This window comes from Bacillus cereus group sp. N11 (genome assembly GCF_016483605.1).
Taxonomy (GTDB): Bacteria; Bacillota; Bacilli; order Bacillales; family Bacillaceae_G; genus Bacillus_A; species Bacillus_A toyonensis.
The window spans coordinates 22,969-44,960 of sequence record NZ_JAEHBN010000021.1 but is presented as its reverse complement, the minus strand read 5'-3'; the positions used below and the strand labels follow the sequence as shown (position 1 = coordinate 44,960).

Here is a 21,992-nt window from a genome sequence, read left to right as displayed (position 1 = left end):
AAAGACAGTCTTTTACACTTCAATATTTCGTAACATCGTATAAATATCGTTATTCACTTTACCAAATGATTTAATGTTATTTTGAATGTTAGATAATAAAACAACATATACACTACCATTTTTACTAAAACCATTTAAACAATTCCAACCTGGCATTACACCATGATTTGAATAGCTTCCTGGATCTACATACCAGCCAAATCCGTAATCTTTTTTCACAGCAGTAAACATTTGATTATAACTCTCTTTTGAAATTAATTTTCCAGAGAAGAGTGCTTCATTAAATAAATATAAATCATGTGCGCTCGTATATATATCACCACAACCATATAGTTGTGACATGCTCGGAATATTAGGTGTTGTCATATTGTTATTCACTATTTTATAACCCGTTGATGGGAATCTTGTTTGTTCCAACGCTGTACCAAAACCAGAATGTTTCATACCCGCGGTCGCAAAAATATGCTGTTTTATATATTCTTCGAGCGACTGTCCACTTACCTTCTCAGCAATGTAAGCAAGTATAGAATAGTTTGAATCAGAATACTTCCATTTCTCTCCCGGACTCCCAATACGCTTTTGCTTTCCTATTCGTTTGATCAATTCTTCATGAGAAATATCCTCTGTCCCCTGCTCATACTCTGGAATTCCTGATGTATGTGTTAATAGATGTTTTAACTGTATGCTATTACCTTGAGGAAAGTCTGGAATATACTTTGTAACTGTATCCTCTACTTGTAACTTATTTTGATCTTTTAATTGCATAATAGCAGTCGCTACAAACGCTTTTGAAATAGAACCAATATAAAAGGTCGTCTCTGAATTATTCGGCACTTGATTCTCTTTATTAGCCATGCCGTATCCTTTATTCACAAGAACTTTCCCATTCTTCACAATAACAGCTGTTCCACTAAATCCCATGCTCTGTAAATATTGATCCAATTGAGCATTTTCATTAATTTCTTGAGGTGGTCCCTCAGCAGGCTTCTCCACAGCTTGCGCTTGCTTCACTTGTTCTTCCTGCTCTTTTTGTTTTTGTGCTTCTTGCTTCTTTTTTTCTTCTTCTTTCTTTTTTAGCTCTTCTTGTTTTTTCATTTCTGCTGCCGCTTTTAAAGTTTCCTCTTTCTTATTATGCGCAACAATTTTTGTATACATGAAATATACAAGTGATAATAGTAAGACGAGAATGATTGTTCTTTTTATGTATACAATCGGCCGACGTGCTTTCCCATTCGCATTATTTTTTTCCTGATCCATGATTGCCTTTTTCCCCTTATTTACCGATAATTTACTTTTAATTTTCACCTATATTTTGGATAATCTATTCTATAACATCACTACTTTATCACGCACTGTACATATAACCAACCTATATGTACAAAAAAGAAAAAGAAAATTTACAAAAGTAAGATTCCCGTTAAATTTTTAACATAAAAAAAGAGGATATCCTCTAAAAACTGATATTATCAGTTTTTTTGGATATCCTCTTATTTAATTATTTATACGTGTTTTTTCATATCATCGGCAACAGATTCAACATTTGTACCTACGATAACTTGTACACTTGTGTTACTTAATTTCATAACACCTTTCGCACCCGCACGTTTTAATGCAGCTTCGTTTACTTGACTAGCATCTTTCACTTGTAAGCGTAGACGTGTTGCACAGTTATCAATAACTGTTAAGTTGTCTTTTCCACCTAAAGCTGCTACGTAAGTTTCACCAATTGAACCTGCAACTGGTGCATCACCCTCTTCAACTAACTCATCGTCATCTTCACGACCAGGAGTTTTCAAGTCAAACTTCTTAATTAAGAAGTAGAATACTACAAAGTAAATTACTGCGTAAATTAAACCGATTCCCGCTAGCAATACTGGTTTTGTTGCAATACCAAAGTTTAAGAAGTAATCAATTGCACCGGCACTAAATGTGAAACCATCGTGAATGCCAAGTGATGTTGTTACGAATAAAGAAATACCTGTTAACACGGCATGAATACCATATAATACTGGTGATAGGAACATGAATGAGAATTCAATCGGTTCTGTAATACCAGTTAAGAATGAAGTCAATGCTAGGCCACCTAACATACCTGTAACCATTTTACGTTTTTCTGGTTTAGCAGCTGCAATCATTGCGAAACATGCTGCTGGTAAACCGAACATCATAACTGGGAAGAAACCAGTCATAAACATACCTGCTGTTTTATCCCCTGCAAGGAAGCGAGCAATATCACCATTTACAACGTTACCTGCTGCATTTGTAAAGTCACCAAATACGAACCAGAAGTATGTGTTCATTACATGGTGTAAGCCAATTGGAATTAATAGACGGTTTAATAAACCAAATAGACCTGAACCAACTGCACCTAAATTAACAATTCCATGAGCCAATGCATCGATGCCATTTTGAATTACTGGCCAAATTTGTGCGAATAGAATTCCTAATATTAGCATCACAACCGATGTAACAATCGGAACGAAACGTTTTCCAGCAAAGAAACCTAACCATTCTGGAAGTTTAATCTTATGGAATTTATTATAAAGGAATCCTGCTATAACGCCGACAATAATACCACCTAAAACTTTCATATCCACTTTAGTCGATAATTCGGCGGCCTTAGATACTTGTGTCATTGTATCTGCCAGCTTAGATGGATCTATATTTGCGCTATTACCTATTAAATCTTGAACTTTACCTAATTTATCTTGTAATTCTACAGTAGAATATCCCTTACTAAGTGCATCAATACTGTTTTTCATAACCAGATAACCAATTGCACCTGCAAGACCTGCTGCACCACTACCATCAACTGAAAGACCGATTGCAATACCAATTGCAAAAATAAGTGCTAAATTATCAAAAACCGCTGCGCCGGCCTGTGCCATAACAGGAATATCAAATACATCTGGTTGCCCTAAACGAAGCAATAATCCTGCTGCTGGTAGTACGGCAATTGGAAGCATTAGCGCTTTACCAATACGTTGTAAAAACTGCAACATTTTAATTCCCCCTATCAAGTTTATGAAATCGTTATCATTATAAGTACGCCTTAGAAAACGCTTTCTATTTACATAACCATAATAACATATAGTTGTATAGATGTGTAGTTTTTATTTCCGAACTTTTTATGGATAAGTTTTCTATTTCCAAACTGTTATATAAAAGGAAAATTCTCCTTTTTCAATATAGCATAGTCGGAACGAACGACTCACTATAGAACATGTAACTTTCGTTTTATCATTCCACTTTTTCATGTTATTATTTATTTCCGAGCATATCGGGAAAAGTAAACTTAGTTAATTCGAAATAGGAGCGTTGGTACTATGCAGTGCATTGAAACAAACAACTTACAACAGTTGTTAGAACAAGTAAAACCATATACGAAAAAAGGAAAACTTGCTACTTATATCCCCGAACTAGGAAATGCAAATCCAGACGATTTAGGGATTGCCATTTTCCATAAAGAAACAGAATATATCCATGCTGGTAACTCACAGACATTATTTACTCTTCAAAGTATTTCCAAAGTAATTACACTTGCACTTGCCCTTTTAGATCGCGGTGAAGAATATGTATTTTCTAAAGTTGGAATGGAACCAACTGGTGACCCATTCAATTCTATTATTAAGTTAGAAACGACAAGTCCTTCCAAACCTCTTAATCCAATGATTAATGCGGGAGCATTAGCTATTACAAGCATGTTAGCGGGACAAGATAACGAAGAAAAAATGGAGCGCATTCTTCATTTTGTACGTGAAATAACAGATAATCCTACTATTAATTATTCTTCTAAAGTTGCCAATTCAGAATTAGAGACGGCTTACTTAAATCGTTCACTTTGTTACTATATGAAACAAAATGGAATTATCGATTGTGACATTGAGGAACTTATGGATTTATACACTCGTCAATGTGCAGTTGAAGTAAACTGTATTGATTTAGCACGTATTGGCTTAATTTTTGCAATGGACGGATATGATCCATATAAGAAAAAACAAATTATCCCTAAACATATTACGAAAATCTGTAAAACATTTATGGTTACATGCGGTATGTATAACGAATCTGGTGAATTTGCAATTCGCGTTGGTATCCCTGCAAAAAGCGGTGTAGCTGGTGGTATTTTCGGTTGCGTAAAAGGCGAGATGGGTATCGGCATTTTCGGGCCAGCTTTAGATGCAAACGGAAATAGTATCGCTGGTTTTAAAATTCTTGAACTTCTTTCTGCTCAAGAAGGTTGGAGCATTTTTTAATTGGGCGGTATCCTGCTAATATAGCAGGATTTTTTTACGGAAAATTCATTGTTACTGGTCATCAATATCCTTACGAAAACAGTACTGAAAGTTTCTCTTTATTATGCATATTTGCTCCCCCCTCCTGAATAGTATAGTACAACCTAGCGCTATATGTGGAGGTGTAAAAGATGAAACTAATATTTCAAATGGCGAAACAACCTGTTCTTGAAAAAACAATTGTTCTTTTTATATTGAGTATTGTAGAAAGCTTAAAGCTAAAAGTTGTTTCACTCGACGAAGCTCACCGATACATATTCAATTTAGAAGTACTTGAACTATTAATGGATCGAAACATCGATGATCAAGTACTAGAGCTTATACATTTCGGAATGGGACTCGAAGATATTCATCATGTACTCCCTGAAGAACTTGAGCATAGTATTGAGGAACTAAAATGGCTTTGTATCCAAGTTTTAAGTGAATATAGTATGCACGAAGAATCGGAACAATTAATTGAAGATATACGCTAAGAAGCACCTTTGTAGGTGCTTTTTATGTTTATTAAGAAATAAATATCCGATGTCGATATATGAAATTTATTCAAGTATTTCCGAGGAAATGCTCGAACATTGCCTTTCTATGTTTACAACAACTGATCTATCCCAATAAGAATTAATAATACGCCTGCAATTATCGTCGCCCATTTCCCTAAGTATTCAGCTAAAAATCGTTTTCCTATATATGAAAAGCCACTAATACAAATGAAACTAAACACCCCAGAAATACATGCCGTAAGCCACAGATTCAAATTTGTTACTCCAGCATCAAACCCACCTGCAATATTATTAATAGATAATGCCACCCCTAAAACAAGAGCCTCAGAAAAACTAATTGTTTTCGATCCATCAAAATCTGCTTTTTCTGGATCACGTAAAATCCCCAAAAGTACACTACCATCTTTAGATTCTATGGTGTCCTTTTTACTCAAGAAAGGCTGACATAAAATAAACACTCCGATTATCCCTAAAACAATTGCTCCAATCAGGTTTGCTGTAAACTCTGAAATAAATAATGCGATCCAATTCCCCAAAAAACCAGCTAATAAAGTAAATAAAAAACCAAAAAATGCGATGATAAAATTGTTAAACCACGAAATACGAATTTTACGAATGCCATATGCAATCCCAACACCTGCATTATCTAAATTAGAAGCAATTCCGATTAAAAGAATTGAAAATATACCTGCCGTACTCATAAACAGTCACCCCTTTTTCTCACTTCTCAATGCATATTATGAAAATGTTGAGCAACTGTGCCTGTCTGTTTCATATACTTGTAATAAATGCTCAACATTTTTTCAACAATAAAAAGGGGTGCCTTCACTATGCCTAAAGAAAACCCAAACGATCGGCTTGGTAAATTAATCAAAAAGCTTTTAAAAGAACGTGCCTTATCCATGCGCCAACTAGGAATACTTACAGATACTGATCCAGCAACAATCTCAAGAATTATGAATGGTAAACAACAACCAAAACAAAAACATCTACAAAAATTTGCAGAATGTCTGCAAGTTCCGCCTCAATTGTTATTTGATGAAATGTATCCTAATTCTCCTCACATAAATAAAGAAAAGACGGATATGTATACATCTCTTGATACAATTCAGCAAACTTTACAATCCTCTAACTTATTCGACTTCGATTACACAACAACTCGCGTAAAACAAGAACTTGAAACTTATGAACGCTATGCTCAAACAACAGAAGGTGAAAAACGTATTCATGAAAGTTTTTCGAGCAAGTTAGAACAGATTGATAGTGCAGGCCCTTTCATTGAACAATTAACAGATATGTATCAACAATTTTGTAATGAAACCATTTCAAAAGAAGAACGTGCAATTCTTGGGGGTGCATTACTGTATTTCATTTTATCGACCGACATTATACCCGACTATCTCTTTCCAATTGGCTATTTAGATGATGCAATTGCTGTTGAATTAGCAAAAGAGAAATTAATTGAACTAAAACGAAAGACATAGAAAAATAAAGTAAAACTTTAATCAGTAGGGGTTTTGTTCATCCCCCACTGATTATTAGCCTTCACCAATCGGGTTTTTATGGGCCGTTGATCTCCCACCTAACTTCTTTGCTTTCCCTGAATTTTGAGATGGGGGGCTTACTGCCCGGCGAATAACGGGATAAAAAACTATTTCAGCTGTTGTTTAAGTTCAACTCTGAAATAGTTCACTAAAAAATCGTACAAGTTGCAGACCCGTACGATTTCAATATACAAATCTATTTTTTCGTATGACACCATTCATATATGAACGTCGTTATTACTTTTGTAAATTCAATTAACTGTTCAACTTCAACTTTCTCATTTACAGAATGGGCCTCTTCTAGTGTACCTGGCCCATAAATAATGGCTGGGATATGAAATTCACTAAACCACCCACCATCCGTTACTGTTGCAGACATATCTAAAATTGCATTTTTAGATAAAATAGATTCATGTACCGCACTAAGAGTTTTTACAGCTACATGTTCACTATCTACTTCTAAAGAAGGAAAAATTTCACCACGATCCACAATCATCGACTCTCCGCCCCACTTAAATTGCGGTGGATTTTCACTTAACCATGGATCAGCAGCTGCTACTTTTCTTATATACGCTTCTATTTCTTCTATTATTTGTTCATGCGTTTCGTTTGGATAGAAGTGTACTGTTATCCACAATCGGCACTCATCAGCAATAAACGCTGCATGCCGGCCACCTTCAATAACAGCTGGATTAATTGTTGTTGTTCCCGATGGATAGCCTTCATACGTTTTCATGACTGCCCAGTGGCGCTCCAGTTCTTGTAAGCTTTGCACAATTTTCATCATTTTTTCAATTGCACTCGCTCCAAATAGACGTCCTCCGGCATGAATCATTTGTCTACGTGTTGCATCATGAAATGTTCGCGGGCTTTTCACAGTAATCCATCCAGTAATTACGCCCCCCTGTCCTTGCATATGTAAATTGCTCGTATCCACTACGACTGCAAAATCAGCATCATAACCACGTTTACAACATTGAAGTGTTCCTGCTTCTCCTACTTCTTCTCCAATTACTGATTGAAATATTAGATCACCCGGCAATTCAATTCCCGCTTCTTCTAAAAGCTGAATAGCAAATAAGGATCCAGCTAATCCACCTTTCATATCTGCCGCGCCTCTTCCAACTAACCAGTCGTCTTTTATAAACGGCTCAAACGGATTTGTTTCCCATGCCTCATCTATCGACACTTCAGCTACATCCATATGTCCATTAATAATAAGACTTTTATATGTCCCGCTTTCCGTCCCTTTTTTTACACCAACAACGTTCGGGTCATTCGGATATACCTCCCATTTATCAATACTAAAATTTCGTTTTCTTAGAAAATCTGCAACAAATTCTTGTGCTTCATTTGTATTTCTCGCTGGTGGCGCTGGTGTTTCAAAACGAATTAATGTTTTTGTAAGTTCGAGCAATTCCTCTTTCCTTGAATCTATTTGTTTTAACAACTGCGAAATTTCTGGATTCATCGCTAATTCCCCTTTGCATACGTAGTATGTTTCCAGCTTTATTTTCACAAAAAAAGAGACTGTTTACAATTTTACAGTCTCTAAATGACTCACTATTATAAAGTGAAACTATAATCAGTGGGGAGGTTCATCCCCCACTGATTATTAGCCTTCACCAATCGGGCGTTTACGGGCAGTTTATCTCCAGCCGAATTTTGAAGTGGAGTTTTACTGCCCGTTAATGCGGGGTAAACTTTCTAATTCAGTTGTATTTGTCTTTTCAATATGTTCTACGCTACTTCTCTTATTTCTGGTAGCGCGATAAAACAGTAAACAAACAATCATAAATGGAATACCACAATATAAAGCCATTCTTTGTTCAGGAATAAAAGCCATGCCAACAATTACTGTTAAATTTAATACTAACGCAAGAAGTGGAACAAATGGATACAATGGTGTTTTAAATTTCAAATCCTTAATATCCCCGCCCTGCTTTACGTATGTCCTTCTAGCTAATAAGTTAGATAAAGCAATCGATGCCCAAACTAATATTGCTCCGAACCCTGCAATTGAAAGAAGCCATAAATAAACTGTATCTTCCGCATAAATACCTGATAATAATGAGAGGCATCCTACAATCGTGCTTACAATCAACGCATAAATAGGAACACCGTTTTTAGATAACTTACCAAAAATCGGGCTAATCATTCCTTGATTAGACATAGACCATAGCATACGGGAAGTTGCATATAATCCTGAATTCGCAACCGATAATACCGCTGTAATAATAACAAAATTTATAATATCAGCCGCATAAGGAATACCAATTTTATCAAATACGACTACAAATGGACTTTCTATCACGCCTGCTTGCTGCCAAGGAAATAGTCCTGCAAGAATAAAAATAGATAGTACAAAGAAAACGAGTATGCGCCAAACTGTATTATTAATTGCCTTCGGGATCGTTTTCTCTGGATTTTCACTCTCACCAGCTGCAATTCCAACTAGTTCTGTTCCTTGGAAAGCAAAATTAACTGCAATCATTGTAATTAAAATTGCTGATAATCCATTTGGAAACAACCCTCCATAATCAGTAAAACTAGAAAACATCGGTGCTGGTTCGTTTCCTTTCATATCTAGAAAACCGAACATCGCTGCCCCGCCCAAAATAATAAATGCAATGATTGTAATTACTTTAATACTCGCAAACCAAAATTCAACTTCCGCAAAACTTCTTGAAGATAACGCATTAATAGCAAAGAGCAGTACTGCGAACACTACACACCAAATCCATGACGGTACATCGGGAAACCAGCGTTTCATCAAAATACTAACTGCAATTAATTCAATGCCTATCGTAGCAGACCAGTTTAGCCACGACATCCAGCCGACTACATAACCCGCTGCAGGCGAAATGTGCTTTGTTGCATACGTTTGATAAGATCCTGCATCAGGCATTGCAACCGCTAACTCTCCTAGACAGAGCATCGTTAAATACATAACAAACCCGCCAACAAGATACGCTATAATCGCTCCTCCAGGTCCAGCTTCATGAATTGTATAACCAGATCCTAAAAAAAGACCCGTACCAATAACCCCTCCGAGTGCAATCATAAATATGTGCCGACTTTTCAATTCCCTTTTTAATCCTTGGCTTTGATCCATCACATAAATCCCCCCTTTTCATTTTTTAAAACCCATTAATTGTAAGCGCTTTTAAAATTCTTCATCGTAAAATTAATTATTAAAAAGTGCAAAATACATATCACTTATATTAATCACTACCTGTTATTAAAAGGTCATCCCTTACTGTTATTAATAGTTTTTGATCAGCGATAGCTTGTCCTTCTACCACTTCTAAAGATTCGATATAACCACTGATGCCTACCTTAATTTCTACTTTCTGTTTATCTATCGTTTCAATTAACGCTAATTTCTCCCACTCATATACGTAAGAACTTTCAGTAACAAATAATTTCTCTACTTTCCCGTAACAAGGACTATACACGCCTTCTATAACCGTCTTCACTTAATAAATTCCTCCTCTTAATTAATTTGCACTGAAATGTCGCATACCCTATGAAAAGTTCTAATTCATCCACTCCTTCCATTTAAAGATTTCAATTATTATTTATGCAAGATACGTACCAACCTCAATATCTATATAAAAATTAAGATTTCGTACAAAAAAATCTACATAACCGCAAAATTTTTCTATCATTTAAAAAGTTTTGAAAGAAAATAGCAAAAAATTTTGCGATTTTATGAGAATTTTAATAAAATTATAAAAAGTCAGTCTTCATAGGGTGAAACGAGGAGAAGATGATACATGCATACAGAAGAAATTAATTTTAAACAAATTATTGAAATGAATGCGCTATATGAAGCTTTACTCAATGAACTCGATATTGGGATTCATATTATTAATGAGGAAAGTAAAACGATTATCTATAACCGCAAAATGATGGAAATTGAATCAATGAACCGCTTAGATGTGCTATATAAAAGTCCCTTAGAGGTATTTGCATTTGAAGAAAATAAAAATAGTACTCTTATAGAGGCATTAAAATTTGGAAAAACAAAAAAAAATATAAAACAAACGTATTTTAACAATAAAGGACAAGAAATTACGACGATTAACGATACTTTCCCTATAATAGAAAATGGAAAAATTAAAGGTGCTATTGAAATTTCAAAAGAGATTAGTCACTTAAAGCAACCAATAAAAATGAGCCCTTCTCGAAAACAAAATACTAAATTCACCTTTGACCACATAATTGGTGATTCTGGAGCCATTCAATCAATCATTGCAGAAGGAAAGAGGGTAATTCGTACATCCTCATCTATACTTCTTGTAGGAGAAACAGGGACTGGCAAAGAACTATTTGCACAAAGTATACATAATGAAAGTCAGCGTTCAACAAAACCGTTTATTTCACAAAATTGTGCAGCTATACCTGATACCCTAATGGAAAGCTTATTATTTGGTACGAATCGAGGTGCCTTTACAGGAGCAATAGATAAATCTGGTTTATTTGAAGAAGCAAATGGCGGGACTTTGTTGTTAGATGAAATCAACTCATTAAGCCCAACGCTTCAAGCTAAGTTACTACGGGCTATACAAGAAAAAACAATACGAAGAATCGGAGGTGCACAAGAAAAAGAAATTGATGTTCGTATTATAGCAACTATTAATGAAGACCCTCTTGAAGCTATTGCACACAATCGGTTAAGAGAAGATTTATATTACCGATTAAGCGTCGTTACTTTATGTCTTCCACCTTTACGGGAACGAAAAGAAGATATTCCAGCTCTTGTTCAGCACTTTATCGAAAAGTACAATATTCAATTCGGGCTCAGCGTAACGGATGTAGATGTACATGTAAGAGAATTCTTTTATGTGTACGATTGGCCCGGAAACGTACGAGAATTGGAACATATAATTGAAGGTTCAATGAACTTAATAGAAGATGAAAATATCATTACAGCGTTTCATATACCCACTCACTTTCGCGAACGAATAAAAAAAGAATTCAATATGCAACCTTCACTAACTAATTACAATGCTGATACACCTAAAACTTTAAAGCACACGATAGAAGAAATAGAAAAGAACTACATCACTCAAATTCTTAAAGAGAATAATGGTAATATCTCACAAGCAGCAAAATTTTTAGGATTGAGTAGACAAAACTTACAATATCGAATTAAAAAATTACATTTACACATATGAAATGAACCTTTCTCCAATCGCGGAAAAATTGGTAAAATATGTTACACTAAACATGTAACATGCTAGAAAGGGGCGATATATATGAGTAATGATAAAAAATTAAAGTTAATACAATACTTATACTTTTTCCCTACTATTCTCTGTATGATGTTATTCATTAATGCCGATGTAAGCAGCTCTCCTTATGCAAAGCTATTAGGAACAATTTTCGGCTCCTTTGCAGCTATTATGCTTGCTGCTTTTTGGAATTTGAAAATACGTATGAAGAAAGAGAAATCTTCTTAACAGCAAAACATAAAAAAATCGAGCCTACACAGCTCGATTTTTTACTGATTAAAACTCAACACTCTCCAAATACAAACCACTTGCCTCAGCAAGACAATTAATTTGATTGCGCTGTTTTTCCTCTAAAATGTTCGGAATTGCTTCAGCATCTAATTGTCCTAATCCAACTTCAATTAATGCTCCAACAATTTTTCGCACCATATTATGAAGGAAGCCGTTACCACTTACTCTAATTTGTACAAATCCTGCCTCTTCAGAAACCTCAAGCGTATATACTTCTCGAACCATAGACTTTTTCTTAGATTTTGCATTTGAAAAAGCAGTAAAATCATGTGAACCAACTAAATGTTTCGCAGCTTTTTTCATGCTTTCCACATTTAATTTTTTATTCACGTGCATGCTGTGTTTACGCATGAATGGGTTCGTGTGCTCTTCATTCCAAATCTTATAAAGATATGTTTTCGCCTTAGAGTTGTAACGAGCATGGAAACGATCTGGCACTTCTTCTACATTTGTAATACTAATATCATTTGGTAAATATTGATTTAAATACTTTTTCACTTTATGTTCCACTAACTTCTCATCACTCTTAAAGTTAGCCACTTGATTCAAAGCGTGTACACCAGCATCCGTTCTACTACAGCCGATAATTTCAATTTCTTTCCCGACCATTTCAGATATGACACTCTCAATTTTCCCTTGAATCGTATTATCATTATTACCGAGACGTTGCCACCCTTTATAACGCGCACCGTCATACTGAATCGTTAATTTATAATTATGCATAGTATTCTCCTTCATAGAAAATATTCCCTCATATCGTGAGGGAATATGAATAAACTTTATTTTTTAACAAGTCTTACTACATTTTCTACATGAGCTGTATGCGGGAACATATCAACTGGCTGCACATATTCCACTTCATAACTCTTCATTAATGCATTCACATCACGTGCTAACGATGAAGGATTACAAGATACGTACACAACTCGTTTCGGCTGTACTTTTAAAATTGTTTCCAATAATTTATCATCGCAACCTGTACGTGGTGGATCGACAACAATTACATCTGGACGCCATCCTTCTTTTACCCACTTTGGTAACCATTGTTCAGCTTTACCTGCTTCATACTTCGTGTTTGTAAATCCGTGACGTTTCGCATTTTTTCTTGCGTCTGCAATCGCTTCTGGAATTACATCCATACCACGTACTTCCGCTGCATCATTCGCAAGCCAAAGACCAATTGTACCAACACCACAGTACGCATCTACAATTTTCTCATTCCCTGTTAAAGCAGCTGCTTTTTTCGCTTCATCATATAAAACAACCGTTTGCTCTGGATTCAGTTGGAAGAATGCACGTGCTGATAATTCAAATGATAAATCACCAAGTGTTTCTTGAATTACTTCTTTTCCAGCTAATTTAAATGTTTTGTCGCCAAAAATAACAGATGTTTTACGCCAGTTTACGTTTTGCATAATTGATTTAACAGCTGGCATCTGTTTTTGTACTTCTGCAATAAATTGTTCTTTATTTGGCAGTTCTTCTTTTGTTGTAATAAGTGTAACTTGTACTTCCCCTGTTTGAACTGCAGTACGTGTTACAATTGTGCGTACTAAACCTTTTTGTTTTTTCTCATTGTAAATAGAAACATTTAGTTTTTCTAATATACGTCTTACAACTTTTGTCGCTTCATTCGTTGCTTTATGTTGAATCATACAATGGGCAATATCAATTAACTGATGTGAGTTTTGTTTATATAACCCTGTAATAACTTTCTCGTCTTTACGCCCCACTTGTAATTGACTCTTATTACGATAATGCCATGGATTTTCCATACCAAGCGTCGGACGAATTTTCTCTTCCAAAGTGTTATTCATGTACTTCTCAAATGCTTGTACAACGATATCACGTTTTTGATTTAATTGTTCTTTATAATCTAAATGTTGTAGCTGACAGCCACCGCACTCCTCATATACTGGACATGGCGCTTTCACACGATGTGGTGAAGCTTTACGAACCTTTTTCACTTTCGCTTCAGCGAAGCCACGCTGAATTTTCGTTGTCTCAGCAACGACTTCTTCTCCTGGTAATGCCCCTGGAATGAAAACAACTTGTCTCTTAAAATAACCAACGCCTTCTCCGTTAATCCCAAGACGTTTAATTGTCACAGGAAACGTTTGACCAACTTCCAACTTACTCTCATGTTGCTTTTGTATCATGATTACACCTCTACTCTATACTTTTCCATAAATATAACGCTGCATAACTGCAGTATGGTTCACACTCTTGTTTCACGTTTTCTAAAAATGCATCATCAGGTTTATCATCTAATTGAAATACACCTTGCACTGCACGCTGAATCCCAATGTCCGCTTTCGGAAACATATTTTTCCGCCCAAGCCCAAACATTAAAAAGTTTTGCACTGTCCATGCACCAATTCCCCTAATTGGCAACAATTGTGCTGAAACTTCTTCTTCCGTCCCAGTTTCTATACTCGCTAAATCTAATGTACCACGGGCAATACGTTCTGCTAATCCTACTATATATTCAGCCTTTCGCTGACTAAACTTCTGCTCTCTCAATTCTTCTATTGAAATATTTGCTACTATTTCCGGAGTGGGGAAAAAGAATACACCGTTCTTCTCTGTTCCATACCGTTTCACAAATTGTTCTGTTAGCACAGTAGCAAATTTCAAATTTATTTGTTGGTGAATGATACAGCTAAGAAGACAAGCAAAATAATCAAATTCTAAAATAATTGGAGTATAAGCATATGTTTCAAATAGTGGACGTAATGATGTGTTTAAAAAATGATTTTGTATATCTTGAAACGGTTCATTCCAATGAAAAATGGCCCTCATTCGTTTCATGACTTTCTCCGGATCTCCTGTCTGACTAGAAATCCAAAACTGTGGATTTTGAACAGTACCAATCCCTTGCAAGCGAACAACAACCTGTTCCTCGTCTATACAAAGCGGGACATAAATGACTTTCTCATCTAATTGAATGACGTTGAGAGGATCAAAAGATAAACGTTTTAATACTTCTTCAAAATGATACGGATACTCTAACGTAACATGTTCGCTCCACATACGTTTCCCCATCCTTTTTACACATCATTATAGCATGAGAAAACCGCAAGCATACATGCTTACGGTTGATTGCTTTTCACTAAGTCATCTAGACTTTTAAAATGATACCCTTTCTCGCGCAAATCATCAATGATTTTCGCAAGTGCTTCTGCATTATCTTTTGATATTGCATGAAGTAATAAAACAGATCCTGGATGAATCATCGTCATTACATTGTTATGCGCATATTGCCACCCTCTTTGCTGATCCACTTTCCAATCAAGAAATGCAAGTGACCAAAATACATTATAGTAGCCCATTTCTTTCGTAAGAGCTAATGTTCTTTCACTAAATACGCCGCGCGGAGGACGTACATATTTCACTTCTTTTTGCCCTGTTACTTTTTTTATTTCCTCTGTTACACTCGTTAATTCTTCACGAAGTTTTGCATCGTTTACTGCTGTAAAATCTGGGTGACTCCAAGAATGATTCCCAATAATATGCCCTTCATTTTTCATTCGTAACAACAAATCTTTTTGAGTTTTAATATAATGCCCTGTTACAAAGAACGTGGCTGGTACCTTCTTTTCTTTTAATACATCTAAAATCTTTCCTGTATAACCATTTTCATATCCATTATCAAATGTTAAATAAATATCTTTTTTCTTCGTATCCCCTAAATAAAATCCGCCATTTTTTTGTAGCAATTCTGTATAAAGTTTCCCTGCATCTGGTACTGTTTCATTTTTAGGACGCGGAATTCCCCAGTTATGTGGAGTGTTTGTATAAGCCAATGTTGAAACTGGAACAAGTGCCATCATAATTGAAAAAATGAGACCTATATATAACCATTTATATTTCATAAATAGTCTCCTTTCCATATATAATCGTACCTGTAGTTTCTGTTTCCCTGCTTTCTTTCATGCTGAACATGTTTTTCTATATATACCAAAAAAATGCACCTCGAATCATTCGAGGTGCATTTTTGTTTACTTAAATACTGGCTCTTTAAAGCTCGCTAATTTTTCAAGCGATGTTTTATCAACATCGGCATGCAAACTATTGCCATGAGAGTCCATCGTTACAACGGCTTTAAAACCTTCAATTCGTAAATGCCACATTGCTTCTGGAATACCAAATTGTAAGAAATCAACATCTTTCACTTCTTTAATACATTCCGCATAATATTGCGCAGCACCGCCAATTGCGTTTAAGTACACGCCGCCGTGTTCTTCTAATGCTGCTAATGTTTTTGCACCCATGCCGCCTTTACCAATTACAGCACGAATACCAAATTTCTTCATAATATCCCCTTGGTATGGTTCTTCACGAATACTTGTCGTTGGTCCTGCTGCTTTAATTTGCCAATTGTCATTCTCGTCTTTCACTACAACTGGACCACAGTGATAAATAACTTGTCCATTTAAGTCTACTGGACAATCGTTATCCATTAAATGTTTATGGATTGCATCACGACCTGTATACATCATGCCATTAATTGTTACAACATCACCAACGCGAAGTTCACGAATTTGCTCTTCTGTAATTGGTGCTTGTAATACAATTTCACGTTGCTCTGTTTTTTCTTGCACTTCTTGCTCCAGTGTATCGTCGCCTTCTTGATATAGCCAATCCATAATTTCTCCTGTTTCAGGATGGATTTTTACACCAAGGCGGCGATATGCCCAACAATTATACGCAACAGATACGTAGAAGCTAGCTGGCAGGCGATTATATACGCCAATTTTACAACCAAGTAAAGTTGTTTCTCCGCCGAATCCCATCGTACCAATGCCAAGCTTATTCGCATTTTCTAATACGTATTCTTCAAGTTTTTGTAACTCTGGTACAGGATTGATGTCATCTAATGTACGGAATAATTGATTTTTCGCTAATTCGTAACCTGATGTTCGGTCTCCCCCGATACCAACACCAATTACACCTGCACTACATCCTTGACCTTGTGCTTGATATACAGCATGAAGAAGGCATTTACGAATTCCTTCTAAATCACGGCCTGCGCGTCCAAGTCCTTCTAATTCACACGGTAAGCTATATTGAATATTTTTATTCTCACAACCGCCGCCCTTTAAAATTAAACGTGCATCAATATAATCTTTTTCCCATTGCTCAAACTTAATAACTGGTGTACCTGGTCCTAAATTGTTTCCACTATTGTCTCCAAAAAGAGAATCAACAGAGTTGGGACGAAGTTTACCATCTTTTGTCGCCCGCTCAAGCGCACTATAGATAGCTTCCTTCAGTTTTAATTGATTCACACCAACTGGTGTATAAATTTTAAAAGTTGGCATCCCTGTATCTTGGCAAATCGGCGAGATGTTATCATCTGCCATTTTAATGTTATTCGTAATTGTGCCAAGTGCCATCGCTGAACGAGTCCCTGCGTTTTCTCGCTCTTTCGCTTGTTGAATCGCACGACGAACATCTTTCGGTAAGTTCGTTGACGTTTCAACAACTAGTTGATACATACTTTCTTGAAGCTTTTCCATTGTTACTTCCCCCTCAATTGTGAACGCTACCAAAACGTTACGAGATGAAAATTCCATCGTTATACTCTTCAGCCCTTTATTTATCCCGCATGAACGGGCAGTAAGACTCCCACCTCGAAATTTGACTAGAGCAAAGAAGTTAGGTTGGAGCCCCGCTGCCCGTAAACGCCCGATTGGTGAAGGCTAATAATCAGTGGGGAATAAACTTCCCCACTGATTAAAGTTTCACTTTATTTCATGCTATTAAAGTATAAATGAGATTTTTCACAACTTGATTATACCTTTTTTTCTATATTCCTTCTATTATCCGTACAGAAAAAGGCTACCAATTTTGTATTGGCAGCCTTTTTAATATATTATTCGTCTTTTTTAAATTGCTCACATTTTAATTCTAATTCATCTAACATCGCAAGAAGACGATCTACATCTTCTAACTCTACTTCTTCAGGTTCAATTGTATCAATTACTTCAATGAACATATTTAAACGCTCTTTTAAATATACTAATTGTGTATCTTTATCTTGAATTGCTTTTCCCATGAAGGCACTCTCCTTTTAATTCGAGTTGCTTTTATTATACCGCAAAAATGATTGCTATGGGCATGAAATTTCATCAATTTTGTCACGATTATCCGCTATAATGTAAGCCCTCTCTCTTTTTCCGCTAAAAAGTTTCACTTTATAAAAAGTACATATTCTTCTATTATAGAGAATGGACAAATTGTTATTTCAATAGTCAAAGGAGTATTTCATATGACGATATCACAAAAAATGAAGCCGATTACTCCTTCTTACGATCCATGGGAAGCGTATATGGACCTTGAAGAGTACGGCAAACTACTATTAACAAACGTTGAGTTTACAACGACAACGTTATGCAATATGCGTTGCGAGCATTGTGCTGTTGGTTACACATTACAGCCGAAAGATCCAAATCCGCTTCCGATGGAGCTTTTATTAAAACGATTAGATGAGATTCCTCATTTACGTTCTTTAAGTATTACTGGCGGAGAACCTATGCTTTCAAAGAAATCCGTCGACAACTATGTAACACCACTCTTAAAATACGCTCATGAACGAGGCGTTCGCACTCAAATCAACTCAAACTTAACTATAGATTTAGCACGTTACGAACAAATTATTCCTTATTTAGATGTGCTGCATATTTCTCATAACTGGGGAACAATTGATGACTTCGTTGAAGGCGGATTTGCAATGATGGAGCGTAAACCTACTTATGAACAACGTGCAAAATTATTCGAACGAATGATTACCAATAGTAAAGCTCTATCCGATGCAGGTGTACTCGTATCAGCCGAAACGATGTTAAACAAAAGAACTCTACCACACATTGAACATATTCATCGTCAAATCGTTGAGGAAATGGGTTGTAAACGTCATGAAGTGCATCCGATGTATCCAAGTGACTTCGCTAGCACACTTGAAATTTTAACAAAAGACGAAATTCGAAAAGCTATTGAACATTTATTAGAAATTCGTGACGAAAATGTATGGATGTTATTTGGAACATTACCTTTCTATGCATGTAGTGATGATGAACGCGATTTAGCTACATTTAAGAAATTACATGAAAGTAAAAATGTAACTGTACGTAATGATCCAGATGGCCGTTCTCGTTTAAATGTAAACATTTTCGATGGAAATATTATTGTGACGGACTTTGGTGATGTTCCGCTTCTAGGAAACATACAAACAAACACATTACAAGAAGCATATGAGAAATGGAGCGCTTCAAAAACAGCAAAATCATTAAGCTGTCATTGCCCTGCGGTGAAATGTCTTGGACCGAATGTTCTTGTAAAGAACAGCTACTATCCAACAGAAAATTTCTTATCAAAAAAATCAAACCCTATGTTATAAATAAAAACGTCAGCTTATATGGGCTGACGTTTTTTTATTTCATTGCGCATGCGACGAGGAAATAAATTTAAAAAACAAATGATCATGAATTGGAATAGCTGCTCCAATTCCTTGAGAGGTAACATTTTTTACAACAAGTCTTTTTTGATTTCCTTTTAAAACAAGGTACACTTCTCCAAACGTTACTTTTCCTTTTTCATTTACTGCTGGCGTATAAGCATATAAATATCCAAGTTGACTCGGACTAATATTATACACACGCTCATGTCCTGTACCATAACCAATGGTCGTTTTAAATGAAAGTGGCAACTGTACTTTTTCAAGCGCTTTTAGCAGCATCATTTTTTTCACATCTGTAGCATCTTTCATATCTGCTGTTAAATCGCCTTCAATCGTCTTTTGAGTTTCTTGCTTATAACGAAGTGGATATAAGCGATCTCCTCCTCGATTATCGTACACATTACGATTCACTTGTTTATATTCCCAATTAATCGATGTATCTACCGATTCATAATTTAAAGCCCATTGACCTAAATAAATTTTCGCGCGGTACCCTACTGCAAGCGGTGCATTTGAAATTGTCGTTTCATTAAACATCCGAATTAAGTCCGGATTTTCAATTTTAATATTTGCTGTTTTCAATAGTTCTTGAGCAAATTTACTAGGCTGCAAGCGCGGCAAATCTTGCGCATCGTTTGGAAACGTATTGTCTTTTGAAATATTTAAAACAGATGAAGGCATTTTTGTTTCTACCGTTGTCTTTGCAAAACTACTGTTAGGAAATAATAAAATAAACGAGACCATGGCTGAAAGACATATGCTGTATACTCGTTTCACCTGTCTGGCTCCTTCCTACATAAAGGTATATATACTACTTTGTTTATTGTTTTCTCTGAGCACAATTGTTATGCCTATTTTTCATAATAAATAAAAACCAATTCCCATAATGACGTACGCAGCTAATAAAGTGCCTCCTTCAAACCAGTTTGTATCCCCATCATTGGAGATTGCAATCGTTAAGAAAACAGCTGTAATCATGGACACAAGTTCTGGTATTGTAAACACTAAAGGCATCCTTTGTACAAAAAACATAGAAAGCAATACTAATACAGGAGCAACAAACATCGCAATTTGTAATGTAGAACCTACTGCAATTTCAACTGCAATATTTACTTTATTTTTATAAGCCATAATAATTGCAGATGCATGTTCCGCTGCATTTCCAACAATTGCAACGATAATAACCCCTATAAATAACTCTGACCAGCCAAATGACTTCGCAACCGTCTCAAATGTATGCACGAGAGCCTCCGACACATAAGCTACTGCAATCGTCGCTATCGCTAAAATAAGGAGTGCTTTACCTTTCGACCACTCTGGCTCTTCTTCATGCGCTACTTCGTCACTTTTATGTTGATATACACCACGGTGCGTAACTAACTTAAATAGCAATGCAGCAAGGTACATAATAATCATAATAATAGATACGCCAATACTTAATTGATACGTCTTTCCCGCCTCCATCTTCATTGAAAAAATTTCTGGAATAACAAAGGCTACGACAACAGCAAAAATTAATAAAGCTGAATTATGTCTTGCGTCGTAAACATTAAAGCTTTGTCTTTTATATTTTAATCCACCTATAAAAAAGGACAGCCCTCCTACTAATAGTAAATTTCCAAGTACAGAACCCGTTAACGAAGCTAACACAACTTCAATTAATCCTGCCTGAAGTGCGAAAATTGAAATGATAAGTTCAACGGCATTACCGAAAGTTGCATTTAATAATCCACCTATTCGAGGTCCAGAAACAATTGCCAAACTTTCTGTTGCTCTCCCCATAAACCCCGCTAATGCGATAATTGTAATGCAATATACAGCAAACATAATCGTTTGAGGCCAATGCATTGTTTTTCCGAGTACAGAAAGTGGTACACCTATAAGCGCTACTATAAGAAATATTTTATTAAACATGCTTTCCATCCTTCCATCGTATGTATTTCTCCTCATCATTAATATTATTCTTCTCCTAACTTGTCCGATTTCATCACAATTACGTTTAAAAAATCAGATTGAAGAAAACAGTATGAAAGATATTTAATTTATCTTGTTTAAACGGAGAAAATTATAAATTATGAAAAGAGGTTAAAAGTATGCACTTAAAAGAAAAAATTGCAACGATTATTCAAGGACAAAGAACAGGTGTGTTATCTACTGTACGTAATGAGAAGCCACACAGCGCTTTTATGATGTTTTTCCATGAAGATTTTGTACTATACGTTGCAACAGATCGACAATCAAAAAAGATAACAGATATCGAAAACAATCCAAATGTACATGTACTGCTTGGACGAGAAGGAAAAAAATTAGATGAAGATTATATAGAAGTTGAAGGCTTAGCTTCAATCGAGGAAGACTCAACATTAAAAAACAAGTTTTGGAATAATAGCTTAAAACGCTGGTTACTTGGTCCTGAAGACCCTAATTACGTATTAATAAAAATCAATCCTGACACAATTTATTACATCGATGGTGCAGGTACGACGGAGCCCGAGTTTTTACGACTATAAAATAAAACAAGCCCCCCTTAGGTGGGCTTGTTTTGTCGAAAAGTTCTTCTGAAAAAAACAATAAAATAGGTGGAACTTTCTAAAGATTCTGTTATATAATAGCAGTAACTTAAATAAACTGTATTAAAACAGACTGAGAGGAGAAATAAAATT

The 21,992-nt window shown here is 35.7% G+C and carries 21 protein-coding genes; 7 read left to right on the top strand and 14 right to left on the bottom strand.

Going from position 1 to position 21,992, the window contains the following annotated elements:
- Positions 1-12: 12 nt before the first annotated feature.
- Together JDS98_RS25415 and nagE are read right to left on the bottom strand one after the other, a co-directional pair.
- Entirely contained in the window at positions 13-1,257 is a 1,245-nt protein-coding gene (locus tag JDS98_RS25415) for a serine hydrolase domain-containing protein (protein ID WP_097954439.1), read from the bottom strand.
- Positions 1,258-1,499: 242 nt separating this feature from the next.
- On the bottom strand, positions 1,500-3,002 hold the full coding sequence (gene nagE / locus JDS98_RS25410) for an N-acetylglucosamine-specific PTS transporter subunit IIBC (protein ID WP_098174052.1): 1,503 nt from the start codon (positions 3,000-3,002) through the stop codon (positions 1,500-1,502).
- 324 nt (positions 3,003-3,326) lie between these two features.
- Between nagE and glsA the strand changes: the two genes are divergently transcribed.
- On the top strand, positions 3,327-4,256 hold the full coding sequence (glsA, locus tag JDS98_RS25405) for a glutaminase A (RefSeq protein ID WP_001149858.1): 930 nt from the start codon (positions 3,327-3,329) through the stop codon (positions 4,254-4,256).
- 170 nt (positions 4,257-4,426) lie between these two features.
- Positions 4,427-4,768 carry a DUF3969 family protein gene (locus JDS98_RS25400; RefSeq protein ID WP_000766598.1) on the top strand — a complete coding sequence of 114 codons (342 nt, stop codon included), beginning with the start codon at positions 4,427-4,429 and terminating at the stop codon, positions 4,766-4,768.
- Positions 4,769-4,881: 113 nt separating this feature from the next.
- Here JDS98_RS25400 and ytaF read toward each other — a convergent pair whose 3' ends face one another.
- Entirely contained in the window at positions 4,882-5,493 is a 612-nt protein-coding gene (gene ytaF, locus JDS98_RS25395) for a sporulation membrane protein YtaF (RefSeq protein ID WP_000100715.1), read from the bottom strand.
- Positions 5,494-5,622: 129 nt separating this feature from the next.
- Between ytaF and JDS98_RS25390 the strand changes: the two genes are divergently transcribed.
- On the top strand, positions 5,623-6,276 hold the full coding sequence (locus JDS98_RS25390; RefSeq protein WP_199634469.1) for a DUF1232 domain-containing protein: 654 nt from the start codon (positions 5,623-5,625) through the stop codon (positions 6,274-6,276).
- A gap of 256 nt (positions 6,277-6,532) precedes the next feature.
- Here the strand turns inward: JDS98_RS25390 and JDS98_RS25385 are convergent, their stop codons facing one another.
- From JDS98_RS25385 to JDS98_RS25375, 3 genes are all read right to left on the bottom strand, one after another.
- Positions 6,533-7,855: an acetylornithine deacetylase gene (locus tag JDS98_RS25385; protein ID WP_106081024.1), complete on the bottom strand. Its 1,323-nt coding sequence runs from the start codon at positions 7,853-7,855 to the stop codon at positions 6,533-6,535.
- 159 nt (positions 7,856-8,014) lie between these two features.
- Entirely contained in the window at positions 8,015-9,454 is a 1,440-nt protein-coding gene (locus tag JDS98_RS25380; protein ID WP_000969264.1) for an amino acid permease, read from the bottom strand.
- Between the two features lie 106 nt (positions 9,455-9,560).
- On the bottom strand, positions 9,561-9,815 hold the full coding sequence (locus JDS98_RS25375; RefSeq protein WP_000859494.1) for a biotin/lipoyl attachment domain-containing protein: 255 nt from the start codon (positions 9,813-9,815) through the stop codon (positions 9,561-9,563).
- Positions 9,816-10,115: 300 nt separating this feature from the next.
- On the opposite strand from JDS98_RS25375, the gene JDS98_RS25370 reads away from it, so the two are divergent.
- Both JDS98_RS25370 and JDS98_RS25365 read left to right on the top strand, forming a co-directional pair.
- Positions 10,116-11,519 (top strand): sigma-54 interaction domain-containing protein, encoded by a 1,404-nt coding sequence (locus JDS98_RS25370; RefSeq protein ID WP_199634468.1) that lies wholly within the window; start codon positions 10,116-10,118, stop codon positions 11,517-11,519.
- 81 nt (positions 11,520-11,600) lie between these two features.
- Positions 11,601-11,804: a hypothetical protein gene (locus tag JDS98_RS25365; protein WP_000063850.1), complete on the top strand. Its 204-nt coding sequence runs from the start codon at positions 11,601-11,603 to the stop codon at positions 11,802-11,804.
- Between the two features lie 48 nt (positions 11,805-11,852).
- On the opposite strand, the gene truA is transcribed toward JDS98_RS25365, so the two are convergent.
- The 6 genes from truA to JDS98_RS25335 all read right to left on the bottom strand — a co-directional run bounded on the left by truA (position 11,853) and on the right by JDS98_RS25335 (position 17,928).
- Positions 11,853-12,590 (bottom strand): tRNA pseudouridine(38-40) synthase TruA, encoded by a 738-nt coding sequence (gene truA / locus JDS98_RS25360; protein ID WP_000553127.1) that lies wholly within the window; start codon positions 12,588-12,590, stop codon positions 11,853-11,855.
- A gap of 56 nt (positions 12,591-12,646) precedes the next feature.
- A complete protein-coding gene (gene rlmD / locus JDS98_RS25355) occupies positions 12,647-14,026 on the bottom strand; it encodes a 23S rRNA (uracil(1939)-C(5))-methyltransferase RlmD (RefSeq protein WP_000615220.1) in 1,380 nt (459 codons plus the stop codon).
- Between the two features lie 10 nt (positions 14,027-14,036).
- A complete protein-coding gene (locus tag JDS98_RS25350) occupies positions 14,037-14,900 on the bottom strand; it encodes a DNA-3-methyladenine glycosylase family protein (protein ID WP_199634467.1) in 864 nt (287 codons plus the stop codon).
- 59 nt (positions 14,901-14,959) lie between these two features.
- Positions 14,960-15,742, bottom strand: a complete 783-nt coding sequence (gene pdaA / locus JDS98_RS25345) for a delta-lactam-biosynthetic de-N-acetylase (protein ID WP_199634466.1) — start codon at positions 15,740-15,742, stop codon at positions 14,960-14,962.
- Positions 15,743-15,868: 126 nt separating this feature from the next.
- The gene (fumA, locus tag JDS98_RS25340; protein ID WP_000413539.1) at positions 15,869-17,389 is read right to left on the bottom strand and encodes a class I fumarate hydratase; all 1,521 of its coding nucleotides are present in this window, start codon (positions 17,387-17,389) and stop codon (positions 15,869-15,871) included.
- Between the two features lie 356 nt (positions 17,390-17,745).
- On the bottom strand, positions 17,746-17,928 hold the full coding sequence (locus JDS98_RS25335; protein ID WP_000513558.1) for an SE1561 family protein: 183 nt from the start codon (positions 17,926-17,928) through the stop codon (positions 17,746-17,748).
- 213 nt (positions 17,929-18,141) lie between these two features.
- Between JDS98_RS25335 and yfkAB the strand changes: the two genes are divergently transcribed.
- Positions 18,142-19,269 (top strand): radical SAM/CxCxxxxC motif protein YfkAB, encoded by a 1,128-nt coding sequence (gene yfkAB, locus JDS98_RS25330; protein WP_199634465.1) that lies wholly within the window; start codon positions 18,142-18,144, stop codon positions 19,267-19,269.
- Positions 19,270-19,308: 39 nt separating this feature from the next.
- On the opposite strand, the gene JDS98_RS25325 is transcribed toward yfkAB, so the two are convergent.
- Positions 19,309-20,106, bottom strand: coding sequence for a YfkD famly protein (locus JDS98_RS25325; protein ID WP_002093842.1), 798 nt, complete (start codon positions 20,104-20,106; stop codon positions 19,309-19,311).
- Between the two features lie 81 nt (positions 20,107-20,187).
- Positions 20,188-21,243, bottom strand: coding sequence for a calcium/proton exchanger (cax, locus tag JDS98_RS25320; protein WP_199634464.1), 1,056 nt, complete (start codon positions 21,241-21,243; stop codon positions 20,188-20,190).
- A 179-nt stretch (positions 21,244-21,422) separates the two neighbouring features.
- Between cax and JDS98_RS25315 the strand changes: the two genes are divergently transcribed.
- A complete protein-coding gene (locus tag JDS98_RS25315; protein WP_000550219.1) occupies positions 21,423-21,839 on the top strand; it encodes a pyridoxamine 5'-phosphate oxidase family protein in 417 nt (138 codons plus the stop codon).
- The last annotated feature ends 153 nt before the right edge of the window (positions 21,840-21,992 follow it).